The organism is Streptomyces sp. HD (genome assembly GCF_028369295.1).
Classification (GTDB): Bacteria; Actinomycetota; Actinomycetes; order Streptomycetales; family Streptomycetaceae; genus Streptomyces.
In genome coordinates, this window is sequence record NZ_JAQMYP010000043.1 from 41,012 (window position 1) to 59,613 (window position 18,602).

Sequence of the window (18,602 nt, forward strand, 5' to 3'; positions counted from 1 at the left end):
ACCTTGGCGGCAGGTTAGTAGGTGCCGGCTTCTCAAGTGTGCTCTTTGGGAAGGTGGTTGGGCGTGGTGCCCTCCGCCCGGATGTGCGCTTCGACTCGCGCCCACAGGGGCGCGTGGACGAGCACACTCAGCTGATCGGCTTCGACCCGCTGTGTGCCGCAAGAACATCATCAAGCAGTTCTACGGCCGGCCACACCCGGATCGGTCACCGCCCGCAGCGACGACCTGTAAAGCCCCGCCCTTCGTGACTCGTCCCGGCACCGGCGCTTGGGTGCGCACCGCGACCACACCACTGCACGCACGTGACGCAGCCGCTCGGATCATCCGGGTGAGTGCTGTCAGCCAGGACTTCAACCGGCCAGCTCGTAGAGGCTCCACCCCACCAGCCACAGGCCGATCACGACACTGCCGAGCACGATGGCCTGCTGCGAGTGGCCCTCCATCCAGGTGCGCAGCCCCAGGAGCCGGCGCTGGGCCGCCGCCGGATTGAGTGCGACGTACAGCTCGGCCGTGAGCAGACTGGCGGTTGCGAGGACGCAGAACGCGCACAGCACCAGCCAGGTCGAGAGGTGGGAGGTATCGGCGTCAACCACGGTGACGGCGCCCGCAGCGACGAGTCCCCACGGCTGGAGAAGCACGGCGAGTCCTGCAGCGGGCCAGATGGAGCCGCGGTCCATCCGGGCGGTGAGGGAAAGGGACGATCTGTCGCGTGGCGGCGAGGCGGTGTTCCCGCTCGGCGGGTGGTCGTGGACGGGGCGGCGGTGTCGGCGGACGCCGTACACGACCAGCGCCACCCCGATGACGAGCTTGGCCACGAGGCTCGCCGTGGACGGAGGCGACCTCGGCTCCGGTGGCTGCCCGCCGGTCAGCGTCAGGACCAGAACGATCACCGCGACGAGACACGCCACCCATCCCGAGATGAAGGTGAGCCCTGCCCGTACGCCTCTGGCGTGTGCCACCACCAGCACGAACGCCATGAGGGGGAGTGGGTCGAGCGTGATGGCGAGGGCGATGAGCAGCAGGTCGAAGACCATGGGGCGATCCCATCAGGCACCGTACGGGTCGAGCCTATGCACGGCCGTCACCCGTCGCATCTCTTGACGGGTGACGGCCGTGAGCCGTCGGCTGCGCGTGCGGCGGGGTGCCGCGGCCCGCTTCGTCACGCACTCTGGAGACGGGAAGGAGCGGCTCTATGGAGACGTTTGCAGCAGTGCCGTCGCCGACAGGGATCCGGACACCATGCCCAGGCTCCGCCGCCGGCAGTTGATGCGACGTGAGGGTACGGGCAAGGACTCCGGCACCCCGCCGGGCCGGGCCGGCGGGGTGGAATGCGAACCTGGCCCCCGTCGGCGGACCCGCTCCCTGCTGCGCGCGTCATGGTGGCGTGGCCGTATCGGGGAACTGACTGCCTGGCTGGAAGCCGTCCACGCGCGGGTGGAGACCCGCTTCCCGGTGGTCACAGCGCTGGTGGACCGCATGGTGTCGGTGAACATCTTCGACTCCGCCACCCGCATCGCGGCGCAGTGCTTCCTCACGGCGGTTCCGTTGCTGTTCGTGCTGAGTGCGTACGCGCCGTCGGCCGTGCAGGACCAGGTCTCCGCATCGATCCGTGCCGTCTTCGGTCTGACCGGGCCGGCCATGGCCCAGGTTGAGCAGGCGTTCCAGCCGCCGAGCGACGATCTGCGCCAGGCGACCGGCCTGGTGGGTGTGCTGATGGTGCTGCTGTCGGCCACCGCGGTGAGTCGCGCTGTGCAGCGGCTGTGCAGACGGGCCTGGCTGCTGCCCCGGGCAGGGGCGAAGGTCGCTCCGTGGAGGTGGCTGGCGTGGATCGGCCTGTGGCTCGGCGCGCTGGTCGTGCAAGGGATGCTGCGCAACGGGTTCGGTCTGGGGGCGGTGCTGGGATTTCCGGTCGTCCTGGTCATGCAGACGGCCATGTGGTGGTGGACCCAGCACCTTCTGCTGGGCGGTGCAGTCCGCTGGGCGCCCCTGCTGCCAGGGGCTGTCATCACGGCGATCGCGGTCAGTGTCCTGTCCGTGACCGCGCACCTCTACATGCCACGGGCGCTCAACAGGGCACTGGCCGATTACGGTTCCGCGGGGTCGGTCTTCGTCCTGCTGTCCTGGCTGATCGTCGTGTGCGTGGCCGTTGCCGTCGGCCTCAGCGCCGGCGCCGTACTCTCCCAAGAGCCCTTCCTGAGGCGCCGCCTGGGAACCCCGACGTCCCCGCCCGGCGAGACCGATCACGCGTGACAGTCCGGCTCGGGTGCAGCCGGTGGCGTGAGACGGGAAAGCCGTTGGTCTCTTCCTGGTCGACGGCACCGAAGGGGTCCTACGGTGCACCTCGGGAACCGTTCGCACGACGTGGAGGTCCCCGAGGGGCCGTTCGGTCTGCGCCCCACCGTCGAGGGCGGCCGGATCATCCGCCGCCACCTCCACGAGAACAGCCTGTTGATCGCCCGGGCCCGCGGGTCCGTGAGATCGCCTGTGGTTTGCAAGTCCGCGCGCAGAGTGACGAGCCAGTTCTCGGCGTCCACGGGGCCGGCGGCACCTGGCGTGCGTATGTCGATGGATTTCAGCGATGCTGCGGGATGTCGGATTTCAGCAATGCTGCGGGACGTGGTGGTCTCCGGTCAGGTGGCGGCTGACTTCTGGGCTTTCCACACGGGTGCAGCGGTGCCCCGTACTCGGCTGGGTCAGCGCCCCATGTGGCGTGACCGGGGCCGCGGGGTGGGGCGGCGCTGGCCTGGCGTGGTGCGCCTGGCTACCGCTTCCCGACGGCGTAGGTCAGGTGGGTCACCCGGGATGATGCGTCCGTGCGGGTCTGGTCGAGGGCGAGGCGGGCGCGGTCCACGTGGTCGAACAAGCGGATGCCGGTGCCGAACAGCACGGGCGCGAGGGTGATCGAGAACTCGTCGATCAGGCCGCTGTCCAGGTACTCCTGGATCGTCTGGGCGCCGCCGGCGATGCGGACGTCGCGTTCGCCGGCGGCCTCGCGGGCATGGTCGAGGGCGCTGGAGATGCCGTCGGTGACGAAGTGGAAGGTGGTGCCGCCAGGCCGCTCCCACGGGTCACGCTTCTCATGGGTGACGACGAAGACCGGGGTGTGGAACGGCGCCTCCTGCGGCCATGCCAGCTCGCCGAGGTCGAACATGCGCTTGCCCATGACGCTCGCGCCGGTGCGCTCGTACGTCGCCCGAGCGATGTCGTTGTCGATGCCTTCCTCGCCGCCCTCGCCGAGCTTGAGGTTCTCCCGGATGAACCGCTGCGGGAACAACCACGCCTGCAGCTCCGACCACTTCGAATTCCAGCGCCTGACACCCGGATCGTCCTGTTTCTCGGGCGAGAAGGCGTCCCCGGCCGGCACGGGCTCGGGTGCCATGAAGCCGTCGAGGGACATCGTCACGCTGAAGAACACCTTCCCGGCCATCAGCCCTCCGCTCCCTTCGGTGCGGTCTCGTTCCGGCCGGTGTCGTTCCGGGCGAGTTCGGCGAGGTAGGCCGCCAGGTTGCGCAGCGTCTGCTCGCCGCCCTCGATCGCGTGGTACTTCTCCACCGCCTCGTCGCGCAGTTCCTTGGGGAACACCGTGCGCATCACGATCCGGGTGTCCTGGCCGGCCGGCTCGATGGTCAGGACCGACTCGAAGGCGTTCGGGTCGTCGCGGGACTCGCCGTGCAGCAGCGCGATCCGCTGTGGCGGGACGATCTCGGTCCAGGTGATCCACTCCTGGTAGTCGGTCCCGTCCGGCCAGTGCATCACGAAGTCCCACTCCCCGCCGATGCGGAACTCGAAGGACCGCGTCGCGGTGGTGAACCCTGTCGGTCCCCACCACCGCGACAGGTGCCGGACTCGCCTGAACGCCTCGAACACAAGCTCCCGCGGGGCGCCGATCACCCGGGAGATCACGATCTCGCGGTCCGCGGTCGTGTGGTCAGGCTCGCCGCCGCTACTGGTCGTCGTCATCCGGTGGTTCCTCCTGCCGTGCCTGCTTCAGATCTCGCACGTATTCGTCCAGGCGGTCGAAGGTCTCGTTCCAGAACCGTTCGAAGCCGCCCACCCACTCGTGGACCTGCTGCAGCCCGTGGGCGTTCAGGCCGTACAGCCGCTGCTTGCCCGCCCCGCGCACTCGAACCAGCCCGACCTCGCGGAGCACCCGCAGGTGCTTGGACGCCTGCGGCTGGGTCATCCCCAGGTCCCGCGCCAGTTCGGTCACCGGCCGCTCGCCGCCACGCAGCAGCACCAGGATCTCCCGCCGCTGCGGTTCGGCGATCGCGTTTGCGGTTCCAGGAGCCTTGCCGGCCGATCTCGACGGTGAGGTCCACTTCAGCGGCCAGCTCGGTGAGAACGGCCAGGTCCGCGCCGCCAGAGCCCTCGATGACGAAGGAGGTCAGCGACTTGGCGGGTCCGACGATCGCATACGGCGCAAAGACCGCCGGCTCCCCGGACGTCCAGCCGGCGCTCTGCAACCTACAACCAGTCCAAGGGCTACCGGCCGTACGCCGACGGCCGGGGCGAGTACGGCAAGAGGTTCAACAACCTCACCAAGTTCGTTGCCTCTCAAGGAGCAGAGCGGCAAGGACATCTGACTGTGGGGGAGCCTCAATTCCGCGATACGAGATCAAGGAATAGGCGGAAGGACCGGACGTTCGAAGAATCGGACGCCCGCGATGCTGCTCGTTGTGAGCATCTGTCGGCGTCCGTTCCGTCCGCTACCGGAGACCCCCGGCCATCCGGTGCACCCACGAAGTTCCGCACGCCGCCGACGTACGATTCCGGCTGCTCCATCGCGGCGAAGTGCCCGCCCCGGTCGATCCCCGACCAGTGAGGGCTTCCCCTTCACAGCGACCGGCGAGGATCAGCGGTCGAACGGCTTCCGCACCGGGTGGCCTCCAGGCTGGGGCAAGCCCCAACGGCATGAACGACGAAGCCGCCCGCCGGTCCCGTGGCGAGCGGCTCGTGCTGTCGGCGTTCAGAGATCGAGGTCGGCGGCGGCGCACTGTAGGCGTCCTGGGCCGCTGGACGACACCGGCACGTGCCGATGGCGGGATTCGAACCCGCGTTACCCGCTTGAGAGGCGAAGTAGCCGCAGCCTGCGCACCTGAACGAGGATCACCGTAGTCCAGGGGTTCGTCGGCAGGCACCCGATTTTCGGGGCGCACCGGGGGACAGGCCGGTGAGCCCTGTGGTCACCGCGCCGGTAGTAGCACCCCGGGATTGAGGACGCCGGCGGGGTCCAGAGCGGACTTGGCAGCGTTGAGTGCGGCGGCGAAGGGGCCGGGACGCTGGCGGTCGTACCAGGGCCGGTGATCGCGGCCGACCGCATGGTGATGGGTGATCGTGCCGCCGCTTGCCGCGATCGCCTCGGACACCGCTGCCTTGACGTGGTCCCACTGACTGACCATGCCGCCCCAGCGCCCGGGCGCGTACACGCTGAAGTACGGCGCCGGGCCGTCCGGGTAGACATGGGTGAACCGGCATGTGAGCACTCCCGTCCCGGCGACCTCGGCGATGGCCCGCCGGGCCGCCTCGGTGACTGCGTCATGCAGTGCGCCGAACGTGTCCCAGGTGCAGGCCGTCTCGAAGGTCTCGGCGATCACCGAGTGGCGGGCCAACGCGTCCCGTTGGTAGGGCATGCGCAGGAACGACGAGCGCCATGTACCGGCGGCGGACTCACCATGCGCGTTGCCATCGGACTCGCTTGGCGCGCTGCCGCCGGACCGTCCCGCGGTGTCGGCGGACGGCTCTCCTCCGTGGTCCCGGCACAGTTCCACGGCTCGCTCCAAGCAGGCACGCACGGGGTGGTCCGCCGATTCGAAGGCGAGAACGAGTACGCCGCCGCCGACGCTCACGCCTGCGTTGATCAGTGCCTCGGTCGCGTCGAGCAGGCGGCAGTTCGCCGGGTTCAGCCCGCTCTGCGCGACGGCCCGGGTCGCCGCCACGGCCGAGTCGTAATCGCTGAAGCGCACGGAGGCACCGGCACGCCAACGCGGGCGCTCCTGTAGGCGCATCCATGCCTCGGTGATGATCCCCAGTGTTCCCTCGCTGCCCAGGAACAGCCGGTCCGGCGACGGTCCCGCGCCCGAGCCCGGCAGCCGCCGCGACTCGCTGATCCCGACGGGCGTCACCACGCGCATCGACTCGACGAGGTCGTCGATGTGCGTGTACAGCGTCGCGTAATGCCCGCCCGCACGGGTGGCGAGCCAGCCGCCCAGCGTGGAGAACTCGAAGGACTGCGGGAAGTGACGCAGGGTCAGGCCGTGTGGCCTCAGCTGGTCCTCCAGTCGCGGGCCGAACACGCCCGCCTGGATCCTCGCGGCCCGGCTCGTGGTGTCGATCTCCAGGACCCTGTTCAGACGTTCGAGATCGATGGTGACGGCGGCGGGGTGATCGTCGCACCGCGGCTCGACTCCGCCGACCACCGAACTGCCACCCCCGAACGGAACCACCGCGAGGCCCTCACGTGTGCACCAGTCGAGCAAGTCGGTGACGTCGCGTTCATCGCGGGGCCGGGCGACGAGATCCGGTACATGGCCCAGATCACCGTGCAGATTGCGCACCACGTCCCGGAACGACTTGCCGTGCGCGTGCGCCGCCCGGTCGGCCGGGTCGGCGGAGCACAGGCCGGCGAGCGAGGCCGGTGGGGTCACGCGCGGCCCGGGCAGACCGAGCGAGGCGATGCTCGGCGGCTCGTGATCTGTCAGCTCGCCCGGCATCAGGGCCTGCACCCGCCTCAGCAGCGTATTGAGTTCCGCACCACCCACGGCGTCCTCGACGTTGCCCCAGCCCCACCACGATCGCGTCATGTCTCCCCGCTCTCCCTGCCTTCGAACTGCCTGGAATTGACCCTGAGGTAAATTACCGTTCAGTCATATCGTTGGCTAGGATGAGCTCATGGGCAAGGCCGGAACCAAGGGTGTCTCCCGCGTCGATCGGGAGCGGCAGATCATCGACGTGGCCGTGGAGGAGTTCGGCAGGCACGGCTACGCAAGCGTGTCCGTCGCCACCGTGGCCCGACGTGCGGGGATCTCCAAGCCGCTGATCTACAGCTACTTCGACTCCAAGGACGGCCTGTACCTCGCCTGCGTCCACCACGTCGGCGCACTCCTGGTGGATTCGGTGGCCGCCGCCCGGTCCCGCAGCGGATCGACCGGTCACGCCATCGACACCCTCACGGCGATCTTCACCGCCGTCGAGCACTGCCGGTACGCCTGGTCGGTCCTCTACGACCCCGCCGTGCCGTCGGCCGGGGAGATGCACAACGCCGTCAGCCTCTACCGCGAGCGCCTCGCCGCCATGGGCGCCGCCGGCGCCGCGCAGCTGCTGGCCCGCGCCGGCCACGAGGACCCACTCGACCACGACCTGCTCAACCACGTCTGGCAGCACACCGTCACAGCCGTCATGCGCTGGTGGCTCGGGCACCCGGACCAGAACACCTCCGAGATGGTGGCCCGTTGCGCCCGCCTCCTCGTGGCGCTCGGCATCGGCTGACCCAGGTGCATCTCTCCGTACGCGTCCACGCGGACGACGACGGCCGCATCCCCGCCCCACCGACCGGGTCCAGTCCGTCCTGATACGCATCGGCCAGGGAGCTTTGGCCGACGTCAGCGGACATACCGCCGTCGACGCCGCCGCCCTCGCTCTCCCCGTCCTCGACGACACGGTCGTCCTCGACGTCACGGTCGACGGCCACGGTTTCGCCCTGGCCGCACCGCCCGATTCCTCAGGCGCGGAACGTGGCCACGGACCGTCGCGATGCGGACCCCGGCTACGTGCCCTCGGTGGCGCCCTGACCGTAGAGTCCGCGCCCGGCGAGGGCACCCTCCTGTCCGCCGCCGTCCCCCTGGAGGCGCTCCCATGACCACTACCCGCGCGAGGAGGCGTTCGCGCCGACCGCCAAACCCGCCCCGGCCGTGGTGCTGATGGACCTGCAACTCGGCCAGGGCATCGACGCCGTGGAAACCCCCCGCCGCGCCTCCTCCGCTCCTGGTCCCTTCACTCACGTCTTGGACCGGACCACCTACGACTGGCTGTATAGCTCTCAATGAGTGTCGTTTGTCGATGAGTTCGGATGTCATCCAGAGGGCTTGCTGACATCCGAATGTCGGTGAGTTTCGATGTCACTCGGGTGCGAGGGCAGAGCGTCAATAGGGTGTTGCCATGCCGTATCTGCCGATGCCGCTCCGACTCGAAACCGCTCGACTGACGTTGCGGCCGTGGACCGAGTCCGATGTCGATGCCCATCGCACGCTCGTCTCCGAACGGGGCGATGGCACGCCCTCGATCGAGCACAACCAGCGGATGATCGAGGATCAGCGCACTGCGTCGGCACTGACAGGAATTGCTCTGCTGGCCGTCATCCGCCGCGATGTGGGCGACTTCATCGGGTATTGCGGGCTCACCGTCGGTCAGGCTTCTGTCGACGAGCCGGAGATCGCGTACGAGTTGTTCCGGCGCGTGCACGGACAGGGCTATGCAACTGAGGCGGCCTCCGCCGTGCTCGACGCCGCGATCACGACTGGGCGGAAGCGGCTCTGGTCGACAGTGCGTCCCTGGAACGCGCCATCGTTTCGCGTCCTCGAAAAGCTCAGGTTCGAGCGCGATCATGTCTCAACAGATGACCGTGGCGAACTGGTGTGGCTTACTCGCTCTCTGCCGTAAGAAGCTTTGCCTAAGCTGCACATAACAAGGCGAGTGGTGTTTCGGCGCAGGTCGGGGCCTCGATGCTCATGCGACCGGGGCGAATGGGCCTCCGGAGCGGTGTGCCGGTCTCGGTCACCGGACATGCCTCGACGCGTAGTCGACGAAGGCCTCGATGGCCTCCTTGGCCGTCCTGTTCAGTCGGTTCCGTGCTCCCGTGCCCTCGGCCGTCGATATGTCGCGCGTATAGTTCAGAGCCGCCTGGTGCCCGGGCCACCAGGGTGTCGTCCTCGGTGACCAGCTTGACGCGGTAGAACGCCTGGCATGCGACTTTCCGCAGACGGTGGCCCTCGTGGTAAGCCCTCTGGTACGCCTCCCCATCAGGATCCTCCTGCTTGCGGAAGAAGCGCTCGGCCTGGCCATGCCGGAAGTCCTCCACCGCAGTCGCGAAGGAGGTATACGCGGCGATCCGCTCGTCGCGCAACCTCTGTTGCTTCGCCGCGAGTCGCTGAAATGGATAGGTCACAACGGCACCCAACAGCGTGCCTGCCACTGCCACAACGCTCGTCCATATCGGCTCCATGACCACATCCGAGCACAGGCGCCCCGGCGCGTCGGGGATCTGGGCCTCTTCTTCAACAAACGCTCGCATGCGGCGGGCCCGCGTGGGGGGCGGTCCGCCCGAAGCAGGGGCTGGGCGGACGTTGTTGTCGGTCATATGGTGATGGCACGGACACCTCCGACGGCCCCCGCCTCGCTTCCCGGGCGGATCTCCCCACGACGCGTCGCAACGTAGCCGCGGAACCAGCTGATACGAGATCTCCGTCGCCGCGTACTCGTCCAGCAACCGCTCGAAGACCCGCTTCGCGGTGTGCCGCTGCTTCGGCTGAGCGTCCAGATCCTTGCGCAGCATCCCGTCGATCACCGGCATGTAGGGATCCAGCCTGGTCGGGCGAGGGGGCAGCTTCCTGCGCGGCTCGGGCCAGACCAGATCCAGTGCCTTGCGGACCGTCTGCCAGGTCGCCCTGTACTTGCGCTCCAGCGCACGCATCGACATACCGGCACGGTGGTCACGGCGGATCGCCGCATACAGATCGGCCTTGGATTTCGACAGACGCATTGGCGCCCCCAGCGGGAGAAGTACAACCACCGTCCCACCACAAGGACCCAAGTGCCTCTAAAATTCGGCGACTTCGCCTTCGCCGAGAGGGTGGTGCCATCCGCACTCAACGACAAACGACATCGCGACTCACCGACAGAGTCACCCAGCCCCCTGGTCGGCACTGGGCTGGACACCGCAAGCCAGACACCCGGCCCGGGGACGGAGGAGGCACAGGTGCAGGGTTTCGAGACGGGGCAGACGGTCGTACGGCGCGATGTGTACCGCAGTGGCCGCGTGTGGGGCGAACAGGCCCTTCGGGTCGTCATCGACACGAGCGAGGCTCTGGTGACGGCCTGCGCGCCCGGCGCCGAAGCCCGCTGGCCGGTCCTGTATGCCAGGGCCCGCGCCGACGGTGACCGGGCGGTGCGCACCGAGGCGTTCGACGCGATGGCCGCGGGGGAGTGGGAGCTGGCGCCGACGGTGTGGCACGAGACCGAGCTGTTGCTGTGGAAGCCGCCGGCCGCGCGGTTCAGCATCAACGCCTTCTACGCGGAGGCCGGGATGCGCAACTGGTAAGTGAACTTCGAACACCCACCCGCCGTTCGACGGACGGGTTCGCTCCTTCGACCTCACCGTGGACCTGGTGCGACGGCTCGGCGTCATCAGCGACACAGAGCACCAGGCCGTCGACGACGCCCGCGCCCGGGTCCTCGCGATGGTCGAAGAACGCTCCGGTCCGTTCGCGGACGCCGACGCGTGGACGTCCTGGCGGTGGAAGCCGGCCTGGCCCGCGTCACGCCTGCCGTAGCGCGCCTGCCGAGTGCGTCGGCCTCTCCTTCTGAAGCACACGGGGGTCGCGCTTCCTGAGCTAGACCCACCGGCCGTGTAGCCGGTAGCTGCGGTTGGACAGTTCGGCGTCAGTGCCTGTGTCTGATCCCGCCATGCCAAGGCTGTACAAGCATCAGCACTCGGCATGAGGACGTAGGCCGTCACGGAACTGATGCCGTTGGTGATCTTCGCCTGTGCACTGCAGCGGTGCATGGCCGGTTTCATCTCTGCCCTGTTCCCACTCCGCACGGTGGTCATTCAGCCTTGCGGTATTGCGGGCCCAGCCAGAGCGAGGAGCATGAGTGCGATGACCAACGCGCGGAACAGCGGAACAACATCCGAGGTCAGCGCCTCGCAGGCGAGGGCTGTTCCCATCACCACAGGCATGACACAGTTCGATGACATCTATGATCAGCCGGACCCTCGGGCCTATTTCCGCGTGTTGGGCCCGCTGGAGTACCAAACACCCCACCATGCGCAGGGCATCTTCCGTCGCGTGCTCGCGGCTTGCGATCTGGAAGCCCACCCGGCAGAACCGGCAACGATGCTGGACATCTGCTGTTCATACGGCATCAACGCCGCCCTTCTCAATCATCGAGTGACGTTGGATGACCTGTATGCCCACTACACATCGCCGCAGGCCACTGCGCTCACCACCGCCGAGCTGATCGAGTGGGACCGCGCCTATTACGCGGCTCGACGGCGCCCTGACCCGGTCCGGGTGATCGGACTCGACGCGGCCGCGAACGCCATCTCCTACGCCTGCGCAGTCGGCCTGTTGGAGGAAGGGTTCGCCGAGAACCTCGAAACCGCGACTGCCTCTGCGGCTCTGCGCCGCGCCGCGAAACGCGCCCGGCTGATCACGATCACCGGCGGGACGAGCTTCCTGTCCCCTCGTACTTTCCAACGGCTCCTGACCTGTGCCCACGATCCGGTGTGGGTTGCCGCCTTCGTGCTGCGTACCGGCTCCTACCAGTCCATTGCCGCATGCCTGGCCTCACACGGACTGGTCACGGAAAGGGACGCCACGCGAACATTCCCACAACGCCGCTTCGCCGGCGCGGACGAGCAGCAATACGCCATAGATGCCGTGACTGCGGCCGGCGAAGAGCCCCACGGGAAGGAGACACACGGCTGCTTCCACACGACGCTGTACCTTTCACGCCCTCGCGAAGATGCCGAGGCATTTCTCCTGGCCGACCTGATGCGAAGCTGCTGAAGCCTGGCCCACCCGACAGGCAGCACACGTCGGCGCACCTCTAGAGATCACCAACAGCATCCGGAACTGCGGCCAGAGCCATTTTCAAGCGTCGGGGGACGGAAGCACAGGAACCAGCGTGTTCCACCCCGTGGGCCTGTAGGCCCTGCGGGTTCTTCGCTGGGCGGAGCCGTCCTGGTGGTGTTCCAGGGATCAGACAGTAGACCGCCGTCTGCGCTCGGACGGCGCTGCGACCGCGGCGGCGGGAACGGCGCTGCTGTTCGCCGAGGTGCAACTGCCCGCAGTGCGGCACGAGAGGTTCACCGGCCAGCTGTGTGCAGGACGCACTGGGGGATCTGCTGGACCTGGTGGTGCTCGCAGGCGTTCGGCGGTCATGAAAGCAAGGGCATGATCTGGAACGGGCTGAGTCGTACCGCGACGAGCTGTACCGCGGCGGTGCGCTGCTCTACTCGTCTCCGCGGCTGACACTGCGCGGGACCCGACGGGCGAGCGACGGAGCCCTGGTGGTGACCGGCTCTCCCTGATGCCGCCTCGGGCCGGCCTGGGCCGCCTTGGCCTTGCGGGTGCTGACGTAGGTCACCCGCGGGCCCCAGATGTCCGCCACCGGTTTTCATGCATCAGCTGCACAGAGGGCTGCCGCCGCTGCCGTAGCGGTGGGTCTTGCGCTGGCAGCCGGCGCACAGACCGACCTGGTCGCCGGGGCAGATCAGCGCGGACGGGTCTGGCTCCGAGAGCGGAGGCGGGGGCGTAGTCATCGCGGGAGGTCCTGTTCCGGGCGACGAACACCCGTCACCTCGACCGCAGAATAGCCGCTCGAATGGCACTGTCGTTCGAACCGCGCCCGGTCGGGCAGCAGCCACGTGGCCCCCGGGAGGTGCGCTGGGTGTTGCGGTGGATGCTGCGCGACGTGTTGCGCTGGGCGCTGCGGTAGGTGTTGCGCGACCCGTCACGTCGCACCCGAGTCCGGGCGGGTCACCATGGGTGCACGGCGTGGTCGGGGCGCTGACATCCCCGTTGCGGCCCCCGTTCGCCCATGTCCTGGCTGGAGTTGAGGATGAGGGAGGGGCGGGATGGGCGGCGCGGACGCAGCCGGGGATCGGGGCGTGCTCGCCGGTGTCGCGCGTCGCCGCCGCGCCGGGTCGGGTCGGGCTGCCGACAGAGCAGACGGCCGGGGCCAGGAGTCGTTGCGGGCGGAGTCGTTGATGCGGTCGAAGCAGTGCAGGAGGATGTGGAAGTGCTCAAGGCCACCCGGCTGATGGGCAGTTGGGTCGTGCAGCCAAAGTAAGCACCACCTGGTCTGCGACGGCCCGCGGCACCCCGTTCAAGGTCCATCACCACCGCGGCCAATGTCAACGACGTCACGCAGACCCTGGCTCTGGTCGACGGCATCCCGCCCCTCGCGGGCAAGTCGGGCCGCCCCCGGCGGCGGCCTGAAGCGCTGCTCGGCGACAAGGGATACGACAGCAATCCCAACCGCCGGGAACTACGCAGGCGACGCATCCTGCCGGTGATCTCACGCAAGGGCCCCCGAACATCAAGGGCCTGGGCGAACTCCGCTACGTCGTCGAGCAGACCTTCGCCCAGTCGTTGACTCACCGGCCGTGAAGGTGACGTAAGGAAAACGTGTGCAACGGGCAACCATCGAGCGGAAACGTCCCTCTGACCTGATGCGCAACACCAGTGGATGCCCTGGTGTGCCACCAGCGAACGGAGATCCCGAAGAGACATTCAGGACAACATCCCAGCAGTCCTGACTCACTACGGCCCCAACGCCCTGCCTCGCCGACCGTGCGGCGGGCCACGGGGGTGACCTGTGCGGACCACAACTGCCGCATGTCCAGAAAGTACTTGATGCACCACCGAACACAAACGTCCGTCCGTCTTGCCGCGGTCGGCGCGGCCGCGGCGATCCTGCTTGCCTCGCCCGGCGTGGCATCGGCAACGTCCACTTCTGCCGTGCCGACTGCGACGCCGTCCGGCTCCTCTGGGGTTCCGGGCACCCGGGAGGATGCCTCCCTCGCGCCGTCAGGTATCCCGTCCACGTTCCGGCCTACGGATGAGGCGAAGCAGGAAACCACTGCTCCGGCATCCCCTGCTCCCAGTTCTGAGGCGGGCCCCTCGAAGCCGGAGGGTCCCGCGAAGGCGAAGCCGGGAGGCTCCGCGGATCCCAAGGAATCGGCAACGCCGGATGACGGGTTGAAGGCGACACCCGAGGAGATCGCGGAGGCGAAGAGGGCGGAGGCGTACTGGGCGCCGGAGCGCATCGCGGAGGCGGTGCCCGCCAATCCGGACAAGGGTGTTGAGGGCTCGCCGACGCTGCGCGGCCTCATGAGGTCTCCCTCGCACGTCGACAACAACGGTGTGGCCACCGCCGGTGTCTTCCTGATCAGCCAGGACGACGACCCGCAGTCGGATCCGGGCAAGCGCGACCAGTTCTGTTCCGCCTCCTCGGTGGCCTCGCCCACCAAGTCACTGGTGCTCAGTGCCGCGCACTGCCTCAACGACAACGACCGGTTCCGCAATCTCGCCTTCGCCCCGGGGTGGAAGGTGGACCCGAACAACAAAGCCAAGGGCATCGCACCGTACGGAATCTTCCCGATCAAGAAGGGCAAGATCTGGATCGACGGGCGCTATCTGTCCCAGGGCACGGTGAAGGCGGATGACCTCGACTTCGCCTTCCTGAAGACCGGCCCGAACTCCAAGGGCCAGTTCCTGGAGAACGCCACGGGGATGGGTAACTAACTGACCACGCTGCCGGCCTCCGGGAACCTGAACCAGAAGAATGTTTCCCTGATCGGCTTTCCGAGCGGGGCCAAGTCGCCGCTCGTCTGCCCCTCGACCACCACCAAGGAGTTCGAGGGTCGCTTCCTGGAGATAGCCTGCGACGGGTTTGCCCCCGGTGTGTCCGGCAGCCCGTTCCTGCGGAACTTCGATGGCAAACGGGGAGATGTCATCGGCGTGATCGGCGGATACAAGACGGGCGGAAAGTTCGACAACGTCTCCTATTCCTCCCAGTTCGACGCCGATGTGGTGCGCCTGTACAACCATGCGGTCAACGACTCCGCACCGGATCGACCGACCGGGATCGACGGCATGGGCGACGCCGGCCTGTGGACCCATGCCGAAGCCGCCGCCACCGGCCAGTTCCACACGTCCTCGCAGAAGACGCAGGACGGCGACCTGATCGTCAAGTGGTCCGATGGAGAGGTCACCCTGTACCCGGGCGACCAGTCACAGGGCTTCTACACCGGCTGCACTGCCGGCCAGCCCTGCGAGACCCGGCTGGCGAAGCCCAACAAACTGTGGGCGGACCACGCCGAGGTCATCACCGCGGGCGACTACACCGGTTCCAACGCCTTCGACCTGATGGTCAAGTGGAGCGACGGCGAAGTCACGATCTACAAGGACATCGACGAGACGACGAAACTGCCCACCGCCAGCGATCAGCACCCGGCGAACGAGATCAAGATCGCCGCTGCCGGTTCGACATGGAAGTACGCCAAGGGCCTGGCGACCGGCAAGTTCGGCGGCAACAAGTGGCCCGACGACGTGGTCGTGCGCTGGGTCGACGGCGAGGTGACGAAGTACACCAACGTCGACGGCACGGGCTTCCACGCCGAGCAGAAGCTCCAGGCCTCCAATGACCTGTGGAAGAACCACGCCACGATCATCGCGGGCGGCGACTTCGACGGCACCACCAACTCCGACTTCGACCTGCTCGTCCGCTGGTCCGACGGTGAACTCACCGTGTACGAGGACCTCGGCGCCAACAGTCTGAAGAAGGAGCGGAAGCTCAAGCCCGCGAACCAGCTGTGGACCCACTCCCGTGTCCTTGTGCCCGGCGAGTTCGGCGGCAACCTGTGGGGGAGGACGACCTCTTCGTCCGCTGGTCCGACGGAGAAGTGACGGTCTACGGAAACACCCAGGCCGTCGCGCTGGGCCGGGAGTACCAGCTCGTGCCCCCGCCCGCCAGGGGTACCGCGCTCCGTCGCGGGCAGCACAGCGGCCGGCCCGCCGGAGAGGAGACAGCCGCCGAAGAGTCCTGCGACTCGGTGTGCGGCCCCGGTCTGCTGCGGCGGATCACCGCAGACAAGTGAGCAACAACCCGCGTTGAGCCGGCGGCGGGGCGACGGCCCCGCCACCGGCCCCGTACCTACGGTGGATACATGCGTATACGTCAATTCCTGCCGGTCTACGTCGCAACGATCGCTCTGCTCGCCGGCTGTGCCGAAGCCAAGGAGGAGCCGAACGGCGCAGCGGACCGGTCATCGGCGCCCGCCGGCCGGCAGAGCAAGCAGCCTGGTGACGGCAGCCGGGCCTGGGAGCCGGATGACGCGATGCAGCGGGCGGAGCGGGCCCTGAAATCGGCCTCCGACAGCGACGCGCGTCCGGAACTCGTCGACACCGCGAGCGCGTTCGTCGCGAGCGGCATGGACAAGAAGCACAAGACGCCCGGCGACCGGCCGTACCTGCTCAGCATCACCTGTGACACAGACGGGATCGGGGAACTCACCCTCACCTTGTCGCGAGGCGATCAGGAGCAGGCGTACGGGATCGAGTGTGGGGACCGGGAGGCCGACCAGTTCAACATCCCCGCGGGTAAGCCGTTCACCGCACGAGTCGACCCGGTCAAGAACGGCACCGGCCTGATCCTGTGGCGCCTGGGCACCATCGCCCAGGACGCGGTGGAGGGGTGTGACGACGACATCGACGGTTGTGACGGCTGAGCGGTGGACGCTCTTTGAGCAACAGTGTCGGAGCTGCCTGAGTTCTGTGCGGCCACGATCCGCACCCGCGTGGCGGGCCGGGCACGCGCGGTCTGGTGTCGCCGCCCGAAGCGTCTCCGGTGCCCGACATCCGGGGGCGGAGGGCGGCCGTCAGTGAGGGTTCTTCAACCTGCTGTGCTGACCAGGAGTTGAACGCTCCTGCGCAACGAGGACGCTCCTGGTAGACGGGTTCTCGACCAAGATCGCCCGTACTGCCAGGAGCTCCGTGTGCTCGTGTACCCGTCGTCGTTCGATCTGTGCAGCCGTTGCTGGCAGCCGGAGCACAGCCCAACCTGGTCACCGGGGCAGCTGAGCGCGGACGGGTCTGGCTCGGACACCGGGCGGGGACATCGTCATCGCGATTCCGGTTCTGGGTGACGAACACCGGTCACCTCGACCACGGAGTACCCGCCCGAATGACACTCCTGTTCGACAACCTGCTGTGTGGCCGAGGTCGTCGGGAACCAGGGCGGGACGTTGTCCGAGCCACCTCGTAGCACCGGTTGGCGTCGCTGGTTTCGGCCGCCGTCGGTGAGCCACCGGCTCATTTCTTGCGGTTCGCGGGTGTCGGCCCGAGGGGAGGGACGAAGGGGAAGTTGGCGCACGGCTCCGGCTGTTGACCGGCCCCGGGGCCGTGGCGGCGATCCTTGCTCAGGGATGGCGTGGGGCGGGTTCACGCGGAGCGCAGCGGGTGACGACAGCGACGGCACGCGGGAGCGATGGCTCCAGCAGGGGGCCGGGAGTGAGGAAGCCGTTTTCGACCGGGCAGAGTTCGTCGACGGGTATGCGGTGCTGCGCCGGGAGACCGATCGCGGCGGTGTGGGACTGGTGCACTCGCTCACCGACGGGAACGCCGGCCCCCAGATGGTCGTCCGGGCTCTGAGCCGACGTCATGGCGATCGCCTTGCCGCCTGGTACGCGTGCGTGGTCGCGGCGCAGACCGGCACGCAGGTGACCGAGCCGTACGTGCCCCGCCTCCTGGCGTACGACATCGGTGGGGGCGGCAAGCCGTACGACGCGACATGGGCGCAGCTGGCCGGGGTGCTCGGGCAGCCGGCGCCGTACTGGTTCCACACGCTGCGCGACCGCGACGCGATCGCCGCCTGGCGCACGGGCACACCGCCGGCGGTCGTGCCCGCACGCGACATCGCCACCCCCGTCTCAGCGCTCGTGGAGCTCGCCGCCGACGAACCGGACGGCTCCCCGGCCGCCGAGCTGTGCCGGTACCTCGCCCGGGATGTCCGCCGCCGCGGCCACGCCTCGGCCACCCTCGACATGGGCGAGCTGCGCAAGAACGCCGCCGACGGAGGGGACGGCGCCCACCTTGTCCTCGGAGCGGTACCGGCCCCGGTCACCCGCCCCGTCCCGAAGGAGCCGACGGAGATGGTCCGCCGCGCCGGCTGGCTGAGCATCACCGAACGCCGCGATGTCCTCGCCCACCGGGTCGCGGACTTCGCCCAGCGCTGGGACGGCGGCCAGGACTGGCACACCGGCGCCGTGACCAGCGTGTACCCAACCCTCTGCACCACCGCCCGCGAATGGGCCCAGCGTCTGGTCCCCGCCGACACTGACCAGCCCCCCACCGTCCTGGAGAAGGTCCTGCTGGACAACGCCCGTGACGCCGACACCGACGTCCTCCTCCATGACCCCGTCGCCGGCCTCCCCGTGCTGCACCGCGCCCCGGGCACCGACAACACCGACCTCTTCACCTTCTGCCTGCAGCGGCTGCCCACCCAGTCCCCGCTCGCAAGCGTCACCCTCAGCGGCAGCATCAGTTGGATCCGCACCCAGGACGGCACCCTGTGGCTCGCACCCGAGAGGGACGGCTGGGGAATCGGCTACGGCTACTCGGGCAGTGGCTGCCACACCCTCGCCGGTCTCATCGACGTTCTCCTCGACCAGTTCTGTCGGGTGTCTCACGCCGTGTCACCCGTCGGCTGTCTCAGCTTCCGGGTCATTTCCTCCGGTACCCGCGTTCGGGGCGAGCCGCTGACTTGCGACATGACATCAGCGTGAGACTGCGTCGGAGAAAAGGACACCCAGTTTGAGACCC

Annotated in this window: 20 protein-coding genes; 13 read left to right on the plus strand and 7 right to left on the minus strand. The window is 68.4% G+C overall.

What is annotated here, in order from left to right:
* Window positions 1–350: 350 nt before the first annotated feature.
* A complete protein-coding gene (locus POF73_RS33290; protein ID WP_272122773.1) occupies window positions 351–1,034 on the minus strand; it encodes a GAP family protein in 684 nt (227 codons plus the stop codon).
* Between the two features lie 205 nt (window positions 1,035–1,239).
* Here POF73_RS33290 and POF73_RS33295 point away from each other — a divergent pair, with 205 nt between their 5' ends.
* The gene (locus POF73_RS33295; RefSeq protein WP_272122774.1) at window positions 1,240–2,250 is read left to right on the plus strand and encodes a YhjD/YihY/BrkB family envelope integrity protein; all 1,011 of its coding nucleotides are present in this window, start codon (window positions 1,240–1,242) and stop codon (window positions 2,248–2,250) included.
* A gap of 511 nt (window positions 2,251–2,761) precedes the next feature.
* Here POF73_RS33295 and POF73_RS33305 read toward each other — a convergent pair.
* From POF73_RS33305 to POF73_RS33320, 4 genes are all read right to left on the minus strand, one after another.
* Window positions 2,762–3,427 carry a dihydrofolate reductase family protein gene (locus tag POF73_RS33305; protein WP_272122775.1) on the minus strand — a complete coding sequence of 222 codons (666 nt, stop codon included), beginning with the start codon at window positions 3,425–3,427 and terminating at the stop codon, window positions 2,762–2,764.
* Window positions 3,427–3,960, minus strand: a complete 534-nt coding sequence (locus POF73_RS33310) for an SRPBCC family protein (RefSeq protein WP_272122776.1) — start codon at window positions 3,958–3,960, stop codon at window positions 3,427–3,429. The genes POF73_RS33305 and POF73_RS33310 overlap by 1 nt, the downstream gene beginning before the upstream one ends.
* The gene (locus POF73_RS33315; protein WP_272122814.1) at window positions 3,944–4,324 is read right to left on the minus strand and encodes an ArsR/SmtB family transcription factor; all 381 of its coding nucleotides are present in this window, start codon (window positions 4,322–4,324) and stop codon (window positions 3,944–3,946) included. The genes POF73_RS33310 and POF73_RS33315 overlap by 17 nt, the downstream gene beginning before the upstream one ends.
* An 859-nt stretch (window positions 4,325–5,183) precedes the next feature.
* Window positions 5,184–6,800 carry an FAD-binding oxidoreductase gene (locus tag POF73_RS33320; RefSeq protein WP_272122778.1) on the minus strand — a complete coding sequence of 539 codons (1,617 nt, stop codon included), beginning with the start codon at window positions 6,798–6,800 and terminating at the stop codon, window positions 5,184–5,186.
* An 88-nt stretch (window positions 6,801–6,888) separates the two neighbouring features.
* Here POF73_RS33320 and POF73_RS33325 point away from each other — a divergent pair, with 88 nt between their 5' ends.
* The 3 genes from POF73_RS33325 to POF73_RS33340 all read left to right on the plus strand — a co-directional run bounded on the left by POF73_RS33325 (window position 6,889) and on the right by POF73_RS33340 (window position 8,655).
* A complete protein-coding gene (locus tag POF73_RS33325; RefSeq protein WP_272122779.1) occupies window positions 6,889–7,485 on the plus strand; it encodes a TetR/AcrR family transcriptional regulator in 597 nt (198 codons plus the stop codon).
* Between the two features lie 103 nt (window positions 7,486–7,588).
* A complete protein-coding gene (locus POF73_RS33330) occupies window positions 7,589–7,855 on the plus strand; it encodes a hypothetical protein (protein WP_334313638.1) in 267 nt (88 codons plus the stop codon).
* Between the two features lie 299 nt (window positions 7,856–8,154).
* A complete protein-coding gene (locus POF73_RS33340) occupies window positions 8,155–8,655 on the plus strand; it encodes a GNAT family N-acetyltransferase (RefSeq protein ID WP_272122781.1) in 501 nt (166 codons plus the stop codon).
* A gap of 10 nt (window positions 8,656–8,665) precedes the next feature.
* Here the strand turns inward: POF73_RS33340 and POF73_RS46080 are convergent, their stop codons facing one another.
* Window positions 8,666–9,754, minus strand: coding sequence for a hypothetical protein (locus POF73_RS46080; RefSeq protein ID WP_334313641.1), 1,089 nt, complete (start codon window positions 9,752–9,754; stop codon window positions 8,666–8,668).
* Window positions 9,755–9,970: 216 nt separating this feature from the next.
* Between POF73_RS46080 and POF73_RS33350 the strand changes: the two genes are divergently transcribed.
* The 3 genes from POF73_RS33350 (at window position 9,971) to POF73_RS33360 (ending at window position 11,783) form a co-directional block, all read left to right on the plus strand.
* Entirely contained in the window at window positions 9,971–10,312 is a 342-nt protein-coding gene (locus POF73_RS33350) for a hypothetical protein (RefSeq protein ID WP_272122782.1), read from the plus strand.
* Window positions 10,313–10,370: 58 nt separating this feature from the next.
* Complete coding sequence (locus POF73_RS33355) at window positions 10,371–10,544, plus strand: hypothetical protein (RefSeq protein ID WP_272122783.1); 174 nt, start codon at window positions 10,371–10,373, stop codon at window positions 10,542–10,544.
* Window positions 10,545–10,871: 327 nt separating this feature from the next.
* Entirely contained in the window at window positions 10,872–11,783 is a 912-nt protein-coding gene (locus POF73_RS33360) for a hypothetical protein (RefSeq protein ID WP_334313639.1), read from the plus strand.
* Window positions 11,784–12,400: 617 nt separating this feature from the next.
* Here the strand turns inward: POF73_RS33360 and POF73_RS33365 are convergent.
* Complete coding sequence (locus tag POF73_RS33365; protein ID WP_272122784.1) at window positions 12,401–12,538, minus strand: hypothetical protein; 138 nt, start codon at window positions 12,536–12,538, stop codon at window positions 12,401–12,403.
* A 575-nt stretch (window positions 12,539–13,113) separates the two neighbouring features.
* Here POF73_RS33365 and POF73_RS33370 point away from each other — a divergent pair.
* The 6 genes from POF73_RS33370 to POF73_RS33395 all read left to right on the plus strand — a co-directional run bounded on the left by POF73_RS33370 (window position 13,114) and on the right by POF73_RS33395 (window position 18,565).
* Window positions 13,114–13,374 (plus strand): transposase, encoded by a 261-nt coding sequence (locus POF73_RS33370; RefSeq protein ID WP_272122816.1) that lies wholly within the window; start codon window positions 13,114–13,116, stop codon window positions 13,372–13,374.
* A gap of 605 nt (window positions 13,375–13,979) precedes the next feature.
* Window positions 13,980–14,525, plus strand: coding sequence for a hypothetical protein (locus tag POF73_RS33375; protein ID WP_272122785.1), 546 nt, complete (start codon window positions 13,980–13,982; stop codon window positions 14,523–14,525).
* Window positions 14,526–14,741: 216 nt separating this feature from the next.
* Window positions 14,742–15,689 (plus strand): hypothetical protein, encoded by a 948-nt coding sequence (locus POF73_RS33380; RefSeq protein WP_272122786.1) that lies wholly within the window; start codon window positions 14,742–14,744, stop codon window positions 15,687–15,689.
* A complete protein-coding gene (locus POF73_RS33385) occupies window positions 15,686–15,880 on the plus strand; it encodes a hypothetical protein (RefSeq protein ID WP_272122787.1) in 195 nt (64 codons plus the stop codon). The genes POF73_RS33380 and POF73_RS33385 overlap by 4 nt, the downstream gene beginning before the upstream one ends.
* A 69-nt stretch (window positions 15,881–15,949) precedes the next feature.
* Entirely contained in the window at window positions 15,950–16,510 is a 561-nt protein-coding gene (locus POF73_RS33390) for a hypothetical protein (protein ID WP_272122788.1), read from the plus strand.
* A 696-nt stretch (window positions 16,511–17,206) separates the two neighbouring features.
* Window positions 17,207–18,565, plus strand: a complete 1,359-nt coding sequence (locus tag POF73_RS33395; protein ID WP_272122789.1) for a hypothetical protein — start codon at window positions 17,207–17,209, stop codon at window positions 18,563–18,565.
* Window positions 18,566–18,602 lie beyond the last annotated feature (37 nt).